10 protein-coding genes and 1 tRNA gene are annotated in these 8,481 nt (G+C 41.0%); 8 read left to right on the top strand and 3 right to left on the bottom strand.

The features are described from left to right. Nucleotides 1–240 precede the first annotated feature (240 nt). Nucleotides 241–372, top strand: coding sequence for a hypothetical protein (locus H6G74_RS31820; protein WP_390849776.1), 132 nt, complete (start codon nt 241–243; stop codon nt 370–372). 58 nt (nt 373–430) lie between these two features. Here H6G74_RS31820 and H6G74_RS13360 read toward each other — a convergent pair whose 3' ends face one another. Both H6G74_RS13360 and H6G74_RS13355 read right to left on the bottom strand, forming a co-directional pair. Then, the gene (locus H6G74_RS13360; protein WP_190968130.1) at nt 431–835 is read right to left on the bottom strand and encodes a hypothetical protein; all 405 of its coding nucleotides are present in this window, start codon (nt 833–835) and stop codon (nt 431–433) included. A 46-nt stretch (nt 836–881) separates the two neighbouring features. Then, complete coding sequence (locus H6G74_RS13355) at nt 882–1,748, bottom strand: zinc metalloprotease HtpX (RefSeq protein ID WP_190968129.1); 867 nt, start codon at nt 1,746–1,748, stop codon at nt 882–884. A gap of 442 nt (nt 1,749–2,190) precedes the next feature. On the opposite strand from H6G74_RS13355, the gene H6G74_RS13350 reads away from it, so the two are divergent. Further along, complete coding sequence (locus H6G74_RS13350) at nt 2,191–3,111, top strand: TIGR04168 family protein (protein WP_190968128.1); 921 nt, start codon at nt 2,191–2,193, stop codon at nt 3,109–3,111. A gap of 244 nt (nt 3,112–3,355) precedes the next feature. Continuing rightward, a tRNA-Ser gene (locus tag H6G74_RS13345) sits at nt 3,356–3,440 on the top strand. 13 nt (nt 3,441–3,453) lie between these two features. Here the strand turns inward: H6G74_RS13345 and H6G74_RS13340 are convergent. Then, complete coding sequence (locus H6G74_RS13340) at nt 3,454–3,954, bottom strand: anthrone oxygenase family protein (protein ID WP_190968127.1); 501 nt, start codon at nt 3,952–3,954, stop codon at nt 3,454–3,456. Nucleotides 3,955–4,038: 84 nt separating this feature from the next. Between H6G74_RS13340 and H6G74_RS13335 the strand changes: the two genes are divergently transcribed. The 5 genes from H6G74_RS13335 (at nt 4,039) to H6G74_RS13315 (ending at nt 8,447) form a co-directional block, all read left to right on the top strand. After that, nucleotides 4,039–4,335, top strand: a complete 297-nt coding sequence (locus H6G74_RS13335; RefSeq protein ID WP_062294907.1) for a hypothetical protein — start codon at nt 4,039–4,041, stop codon at nt 4,333–4,335. Between the two features lie 103 nt (nt 4,336–4,438). Beyond that, entirely contained in the window at nt 4,439–4,930 is a 492-nt protein-coding gene (locus tag H6G74_RS13330; protein WP_190968126.1) for a hypothetical protein, read from the top strand. Nucleotides 4,931–5,147: 217 nt separating this feature from the next. Then, complete coding sequence (locus tag H6G74_RS13325) at nt 5,148–6,407, top strand: EndoU domain-containing protein (RefSeq protein WP_190968125.1); 1,260 nt, start codon at nt 5,148–5,150, stop codon at nt 6,405–6,407. Nucleotides 6,408–6,674: 267 nt separating this feature from the next. Continuing rightward, nucleotides 6,675–6,935 (top strand): MoaD/ThiS family protein, encoded by a 261-nt coding sequence (locus H6G74_RS13320; protein WP_190968124.1) that lies wholly within the window; start codon nt 6,675–6,677, stop codon nt 6,933–6,935. A 249-nt stretch (nt 6,936–7,184) separates the two neighbouring features. After that, entirely contained in the window at nt 7,185–8,447 is a 1,263-nt protein-coding gene (locus tag H6G74_RS13315; protein ID WP_190968123.1) for an ABC transporter ATP-binding protein, read from the top strand. The last annotated feature ends 34 nt before the right edge of the window (nt 8,448–8,481 follow it).

Genomic DNA, 8,481 nt, shown 5'->3' with positions numbered 1-8,481 from the left:
CAAGTTAATCAAAAGACTTGGATATGGCTTTCGCAACTTTAGTAATTTCCGCTTACGTAGCTTATTAACTTGGCACTTTACTACTAATTCTCCATAAAATTACCGGAAGAACCAGAATTATTAACACAATTAAAAGCGGCAATTGAGGCGGAAAAAGATTTAGCAGAAGAAGATAAGGCGGAAGCTTTAGAACAAATACAAGCTTTAGCTGAAGCAGGTAAAAATCCTCAAGAAGGGGCAATGCAAAAGGCGGCGAAAACGGCGGTGAAAATTTTAAAAGGAACGATCGCTAGTTTACCCACTACAGCTACACTGGTTGAGGCAGGTAGTAAACTGTTGCCGTTGATTTCTAAATTTTTGGGTTTGGGTTAAAAAAATGGGCAGGCTTTCTAGCCTACCCCATAAGAGGTTTATGAAAAAATTTGCTTAATTATTGATTACGAGGGGCGTTGAAAGCTTCCCAGGCGGCTTTGGCTGCATTTTGGAGGCGATCGCCAAAATCAGCAAATTCCTTCCAAAGTAAGTCCCAGTTTTTCTCAGCTTCTTCTTGGATCACAGTCCAAGCATTTTCTAGGCGATCGCGTTCAATGAGTTTCTCACCTTCAATGGCTTGGCGTGCTTGGCGCACAGCATTTAAATAAGTTTCGCGGGTAAGAGTACCGGCTGATTCTGCTTCAGCTTGGGCGCGTCTTTTGAGTGCTTCAATTAAAGCTTTGGTTTCGTTCTTCACTTCATCAGTCTCCCCAGCCATTTCAGCTTCTACCATTTCGTTAGTTTGAGAACTGATTTCTACAACTACAGTAGATTCAATTGATTCAAAATTATTACTAGTCATAGTTAAAATCTCCTCAGAATTAACTTTCCCAACAAATGACTAATGACTAATACTTTGTAGACAGTTGTTGTTCTAATTTCAACAATTGTTCAACTCGTGATTCTGTGTCAGGGTGACTAGAAAATAAGTTACCCAAAAACTTGCCAGAGATAGGATTGATAATTAATAAAGGTTCAAAAGCTGGATTGGCATCTAAAGGTAATTGTCGTGCTGTGGCTTCTAATCTTTGCAAAGCGCGGGCTAATGCACGGGGATTACCTGTTAATTTTGCAGAACCAGCATCAGCAGAAAATTCTCTTGTACGCGATATACCTAATTGAATGACTGTTGCAGCTACTGGTGCTAACAATACAGTTAACAATATTCCTAACGGATTGCTGCCTCTGTCATCATCCCGTGAACCACCGCTAAACCACAAACTGTAACTCACCATCTGGGCGAGGAAAGAAATCGCCCCGGCGATCGTTGCAGCTACTGCTTGGGTTAAGGTGTCACGATTGATAATGTGCGTTAATTCGTGGGCAATTACACCTTCTAATTCGTCTTCTGGGAGAATATTTAAAATACCTTCAGTCACAGCCACAGCCGCGTGTTCGGGGTCGCGTCCTGTTGCAAAAGCGTTGGCAGTTTGACCGGGAACAATGTAAACTCCAGGCATGGGGATGTTAGCACGTTTAGCTAATTTTTCCACCATCCGATACAGCCCTGGTGCTTCTGCTGCACTCACTGGCTGGGCGCGATATACTGCTAATGCAATCTTATCTGATTGATACCAAGAAAATAGATTAGTTACTGCTGCTAAACCAATACCTATAATTAAGCCGCCAGTGCCACCAAATACCCAGTAACTTATCGCAATTAATAAACCACTGAGCGCACCTAACAAAGCAACTGTTTTAATTTGATTTCCCATATTTATGCTCTCCTATTAATGCTGTATTAAGCTTTTCTCAATAACAGCATTACTTAAGCCACATATAGATTGTATCCATCCAAACAGGTATTTATCAGGTAGAGATTGCGCCCCCATTGTGTACGGTTATCCTACTCAAGTCAGCAAGTAATAACTTATTTAAAAGGAAGAAAATTTAGGGTTTAGTTAATCAAGCCAGAAGTTTAAATTAAACTCTTAATTAAAGAAAAAATAGTAATTAATGCTCAATATAGTTACAAAAGAATTCAGCTTGGGAATTCTATTCGATTGGCGGATATTTTTCCCCACTGATTGATTCTGATTCCTGAATTCTGTCTCCTGACTTCTTCTTTAATAATTGTTCTTCTCGACACTGTAGCGAAGATGGTGTCAAAATTTCCCTGAGTTTTCTATGCTGGAGATAGACAGCAAGGAAAGCGGCATGACCAGTCAGAAAAAACCATCACAAACTCTCAAAATTGCTGTAGTTGGAGATATTCACGACCAATGGGAAGTGGATGATGCCATTGCACTCAAACATTTGGGTGTGGATTTAGTGCTATTTGTGGGAGATTTTGGCAATGAATCAGTGGAAGTGGTGAGGGCGATCGCTTCTATTGATATCCCCAAAGCAGCAGTTATGGGCAACCACGATGCTTGGTACACAGCTACAGAATGGGGGCGGAAAAAATGTCCCTACGATCGCACAAAAGAAGACTGGGTGCAAGAACAACTGGATTTACTGGGTACAGCCCATGTCGGTTACAGCAAGCTAGAATTTCCTCAATGGAATTTAACCGTTGTTGGTGGTCGTCCTTTTACTTGGGGAGGCCCAGAATGGAGATTTGCCGATATCTGCAAAGAACGTTACGGTGTGACAAATCTTGAAGAATCAGCAGCTAAAATTCTCGCTGCGGTGAAAAGTGCGGCTGGTGATGCAATTATTTTTCTGGGTCACAACGGGCCGAGTGGATTAGGCGATCGCCCCGAAGACCCTTGTGGTAAAGATTGGCATCCCATCGGTGGCGACTTTGGCGATCCCGACTTTGCAGCAGCTATTTCTCAAACTCTCACCATTGGTAAAACCATTCCCCTTGTTACCTTTGGACACATGCACCACAATCTGCGCCATACCAAAAAAGAACTACGCAAATCAGTGTTTAAAAGTCCAGAAGGCACAATTTACTTAAATGCCGCCAGCGTCCCCAGAATTATCGAAAATGAAGGACACAAGCAGCGTAATTTCTCAATTGTCCACTTAGAAGCAGGAGTAGTTACAAAAGCAGCTTTAGTTAGGGTAGGGAAAGATTTTCAGGTAATCTCAGAGGAAATTTTATATGCTGCTTCACTCAGTGAATTGTAGCCTGCATTTCTCTCGTGTGAGAAATGCAGGGGTGTGGGAGGGGTGGGAGGATAGTGAAGAAATCTTTCCCCCCACACTCCCCACACTCCCCACACTCCCCACCCTCCCTACCTATGCGTGAGAAATTCGGGGTAGACATTTGCGGTGAGTAGTGCAAGCTGCGTAGATGTAAGATATAGTATTATCTGTCAGCTTTTTGGCTCACCAAAGACCATCAGGTAAGCAATAGCTAGACAGTTTTACTGGAGAGGTGGCAGAGTGGTCGATTGCGTCCGACTTGAAATCGGATGAACCGAAAGGTTCCGGGAGTTCGAATCTCCCCCTCTCCGTTGTTTGAGGTACTTATCGCCCTGTTGGTTGACAAAGGGCAAGAGTCAGCAATGTAGTAGCCCCAAATGCTGCTATTGTGCGGATGTGATTCCAGAATGTCCAGTCGCTGAGATATTTAGTCCATAAATTTGCGCCCTCGGTGCTATCGGGATCAACGATCGCCAAGGCATCATTGAGAGGTACATTAAAGGCGATCGTTACCCCAACAGTGCCAATTAGGTAAAGTAGGCTGCCAAACAGCAAGTAGACTGCACCAGGTTGATGTAACTTGGAAAATGAAGCGATCGCTAAAACCAAACAAGCTAAAGCTGTGCCAAAAAGTGCCACCATAAACAACGGAGTGATCGCTGTGATATTAATTGACTGCATAGCAACAATCCCGGCTTTGGGCTGGAGTCTAGCCAGTGCATTCATCACAAAAGTCGAAAAAGCAAAAAAGACTCCCGCCACTAGCCCACAGCCCAAGGTAGCGCCAAGTTTGAGTGCAAAAGGCAAGTGGTCAAAACTGATCATCAACCCTCCTACATTTGAATTGATATTCCAGAAAGAAGTACTATAAATGTACTATTACTGCCCTGTTCTATTTAACTATTTAACGTGAAAGCCAGAATTGAAAATCAAGTATTATTTCTCCATCACCCAGATTTGCCAGAGTTTAAAAAAGGCGGTTCGGTGGTGAGAAATTCTTATTTTTGGGCTTTACGTTCAATTGCGGGTCGGGCTTCACGTTATAGTGATTGGGAATATGAATCCGAAGTTTGGTTCGCCCTGAGACGAATGTTGTTATCGTTTGCGGAGTCTGGGTATTTAGGTTACAGAGAAACTTTGCTGGAATTTCCCTTAGAGATGGGAGAAATCCCCGATGTGCTGCGTGATGTTTCCACTTGGGAGTAATTTTGTTATTTGTCGTTATTTAATTTTTGACAAGCCTCAGTATAGGTGAATGGTTGTTTGCTCTTACATTCAAATATCATACTGATACATTAATTTAAATAAAATGAATTTCAAAATATTAGACAGTGTAGATTCTTCAGAAGTTAGAGACTTAAGAGCAGAAATACTGTCAAAGCGTAATCGAGGAAATGTTTTGTTTGAAATTAAACAAATAACCTCTAATCTTCTGCTTGACGAGGCTGAAAATTTAACAGAAATTCTTGATTTATTTGTTAGACAAATAGGCTATGTTGGTATTGGCGATCGCTGGCAAAAAATCACGCAAACAGCAGCCAAAAAAATTATAGTATTTGTCTTGACTAAAGATTTAGCCTATTCCTCAAAAATTATGCAGATAGAAGAGGCAGAAAAAATCTCTCATCAAGTATTTAATTTATTTCAACTTCACTGTAATTTTTTTACTAACGCAGAATTTGTTAATAACTATTCTGCCATGATTGCTTGGGATTCTCTGACACCAGCAACCTTTGACACAGGAGTAATTTTTGTAACTGAAACACAGATGGGAATACTCTGGGTAAAAGATGAAGATTAATTACTGAATTAGAGAATAAGTTGTTAACTTAAACTTTAATTTAGGTTTAATCAAGATTTAATGAACAACCGTGATAATTAATGGCTGCGTTACTAATTGTAATGTGTTTTTGAAAGTTTATATCGTGTATTTTACATGATGATTTTGTTATCTGGAAAGTAACTGAAATTATCGTCTTTTCAGGTTAGTTATCACCCACCAATTAAATCAATTAAGTATGTCTAAGTTAGCTTTTCCCTTACAGATATCAGTTGGAACATTTATCCTGTTGACTGTTTGCGTAAGTAGTGCCAATAGTGCCACAATTACGGAAGATTTTGAAATTGGTACAAAAGGCAGTTATGCAGCAGCAAATGTTGTACTGAGAACAGGGACATGGAATTTTAATGATGCTCTACTGGGGAATCTTAGCACTGATGTCAAAAATGGTACTCAATCTGCCCGCGTCCGCAATAGTGGTATTCTCTCCATGAGATTTGACCGGACTACCGGTGCAGGTACAATCACTGTCAAACACGCTAAATTTGGTAATGATGGTAATTCTAGCTGGGGCGTTTGGTGTTCAACTAACAGTGGCGCTTCTTACTCACCAGTAGGTGCAATTGTTAATACTACTTCTACAACCTTGCAAACAGCGACTATTACCGCCAACATATCTGGTACAGTTCGCTGCGACATTCGCAAAACTGATGGAACTGCAAACAGAACCAATATTGATGACATCGTAATTACTGATTACGGTACTACTTCTTCTTTACCCCCAGGTTCTGTACCTTTCTTTGATAACACCAACAATCCTGTGTCTGGTTTGGCTTATGGTAGTCCGGCTGATGTCACCCCTCCTGCCCCATCTCTCAATAACTTTGACACAGCAGTAGTGAATCTTTGCGGCGCTCCAGGTACAGTTGTGAGTCGCACTGGTTTCCAAACATTGATGAATAACAACCCCACTGTATTGGCCAATATTCAGACTTATGTGGGAGGATACCTCAAACCAGGTCGGACTTCAACTGTTGATTTCTTGAACGATTTAACCGATGTGTGGTTTAATGTCGCAGGTTTTGATCATGTATTCTGCGGCGAACCAGTACAAGGCGGTGCTATTGGTGGATTGCATTTTGTTGGTCGTTATGTGCAGTTGCAAAATCAAGGTTTAGCTGGACGACTGAACAATAATACATCTAACGAAGAAGTAGTTACCAACACAATCTACACTATAGGTGCGATCGTGAGAGTAGGTAGTGGGACTTCTCAATCTAGCATCAAAGGTTATCCTTATACTTTAAATGCCGAGGAAATTTTGTCTAAAGCATCTTTGGGTTATAAAAACAACCCCAACACTACCAGCACTAACCAAACTTGTCTGCTCAGTGTTACTGATGAAGGTAGAACCTTTAAAGCTGTGTTTGTCAGAAGATCAGGTGGTATTCGGACTTTCTATCCTGATGCTACTCCTAGCGGCGCTAACTGTATTTAGTAATTAAACTCCTAAATTCAAACAAAAATCTACAGTGTAGAGGTGTAATACGATTCACCTCTACTCAAAACATAAATTTTTTTATCTGTGCTATTTACTTTTCTCATCATTTTTTCTGGACGAATGGATGATAGTATTTTTGCTAACCACATCAACAATATCCGAGTTGTATTAGTGGTTACAAATGACAGTTGCTGAAAAAGCTATGTCATGTTTCGGTCTGGGAAACTCTAGATTGAGCAAAGTTCTAGAATACCAAGCTTTTGTATGTCTACATCTGCAATCACTGTCACGGTAAAATTATTTGCTGCTTATCAAGAAGCCTTTGATCTGCCAGAATTGGTGCTGGAATTTCCTGAAGGTACACCTGTGAAAGCCGTGTGCGATCGCCTGATTGTAGAACGCCCAGAACTCGCTAAATGGCGCGATATCACCCGCTTTGGTATCAATTTGATTTTTGTTGAACCAGAGACATTACTCCAAAATGGTGATGAAGTTGTACTGATTCCGCCTGTGAGTGGCGGGTAAGCTGTTAAGCATATTAGAAAGCACATTGAGGCCGCAGAGGAGCAGGGAGCAGGGAGTAAGGGAGAGGGTTTGCAGCTTTCATTGCCATGAACATGGTGCAATTTAAATGACGATTAGCTTAAAACAGATGTCATTCTGACTTGAAAATTTAGGTACTTAATCTGCTGATGGGCGTTAAAATGTCCTTTGTCATTGGTCATTGGTTTTCAGTTAATGACCAATGACTTATAAAGACAATAACTAATACCCGTGGCGCAAGTAATTTTAGAAAACGTTTATAAAAGTTTCCCTCCGCGTAAAGGTGAAAGCAGTGCAAACCCAGAACGTGCGGAGAATATTAATGTTTTGCGGCGAATTAACCTGACAATAGCCGATGGTGAATTTATGGTGCTGGTGGGGCCTTCTGGCTGTGGTAAAAGCACCCTGTTGCGGTTAATTGCAGGCTTAGAAACCCTGACTGGTGGCAATATTTTAGTAGGCGATCGCTTAGTGAATGATTTACCACCCAAAGAACGAGACATTGCAATGGTGTTTCAAAATTACGCCCTCTATCCCCACATGACGGTGTATGACAACATTGCTTTTGGGTTACGCCGCAGGGAATTGGAGAGTGGAGTAAATGAACGTTCCCAACTTCCTAACTGGGCGGAAAATCTTTTGGTTGAAGGAACAAGAAAATTACCGAAAGGATTGCGTTATGTTTCGGCGAAAGAAAGATTAATTGAGACACAGGTGCATTCTGTAGCGCAATTATTACAAATTGAAACGCTGCTAAATCGCTTACCCAAACAACTGTCAGGGGGACAAAGACAACGGGTAGCATTAGGAAGAGCGATCGCGCGTAATCCCCAAGTATTTTTAATGGATGAACCATTATCTAATTTAGATGCCAAATTAAGGGCAGAAACTCGCGCTCAAATTGTGAAATTGCAGCGACAATTAGGCACAACCACAATTTATGTTACCCACGACCAAACAGAAGCAATGACAATGGGCGATCGCATCGCCATCATGAATCAAGGTCAAATTCAACAACTTGCTTCTCCATTAGAACTATATAATCGTCCTGCTAACCGTTTTGTCGCCGAATTTATTGGTTCACCACCAATGAATTTCATCCCCGTAGAATTTTCTGCGCCATTATTAATTACCCATCCCTTATTTCGCCTTACTCTTCTAGAAAGTTGGGGAAAAGCCCTACAAAAATATGACAAACAAACATTAATTTTAGGCATTCGTCCCGAACACTTAAGTCTGAGTTTACCTGCTACTAAAAATTTGCCAGTCAAAGTAGACTTGGTAGAAAACTTGGGTAATGATGCTTTTTTGAGTGTCAGACTAACTGAACCAGAATCTCCAATAAACGCTAATGCGCCTTACTTGCAAGTCAGAGTTCCCACAGACCGACAGCTAAAAGTTGGCGAACAATTATGGTTATCAATAAATCCCGAAAAAATTCACTTTTTCGACCCAGAAACAGAATTAGCCATATTTCCTGCAAATGATTTTTAATATTAATCCAGCCATTCTATTTAATTTGTGAAAA

The sequence above is a fragment of the Nostoc spongiaeforme FACHB-130 genome (assembly GCF_014698475.1).
Classification (GTDB): domain Bacteria; phylum Cyanobacteriota; class Cyanobacteriia; order Cyanobacteriales; family Nostocaceae; genus Nostoc_B; species Nostoc_B spongiaeforme.
Note: the sequence above shows the minus strand (reverse complement) of the source record. Positions and strands in the feature narration are given on the sequence as shown.

Coding starts and splice junctions, on each gene's coding strand:
- H6G74_RS13355 (WP_190968129.1), bottom strand. CDS start 1,748: ATGGGAAATCAAATTAAAACAGTTGCTTTGTTAGGTGCGCTCAGTGGT.
- H6G74_RS31820 (WP_390849776.1), top strand. CDS start 241: ATGCAAAAGGCGGCGAAAACGGCGGTGAAAATTTTAAAAGGAACGATC.
- H6G74_RS13360 (WP_190968130.1), bottom strand. CDS start 835: ATGACTAGTAATAATTTTGAATCAATTGAATCTACTGTAGTTGTAGAA.
- H6G74_RS13330 (WP_190968126.1), top strand. CDS start 4,439: ATGAATTTCAAAATATTAGACAGTGTAGATTCTTCAGAAGTTAGAGAC.
- H6G74_RS13325 (WP_190968125.1), top strand. CDS start 5,148: ATGTCTAAGTTAGCTTTTCCCTTACAGATATCAGTTGGAACATTTATC.
- H6G74_RS13350 (WP_190968128.1), top strand. CDS start 2,191: ATGACCAGTCAGAAAAAACCATCACAAACTCTCAAAATTGCTGTAGTT.
- H6G74_RS13320 (WP_190968124.1), top strand. CDS start 6,675: ATGTCTACATCTGCAATCACTGTCACGGTAAAATTATTTGCTGCTTAT.
- H6G74_RS13340 (WP_190968127.1), bottom strand. CDS start 3,954: ATGATCAGTTTTGACCACTTGCCTTTTGCACTCAAACTTGGCGCTACC.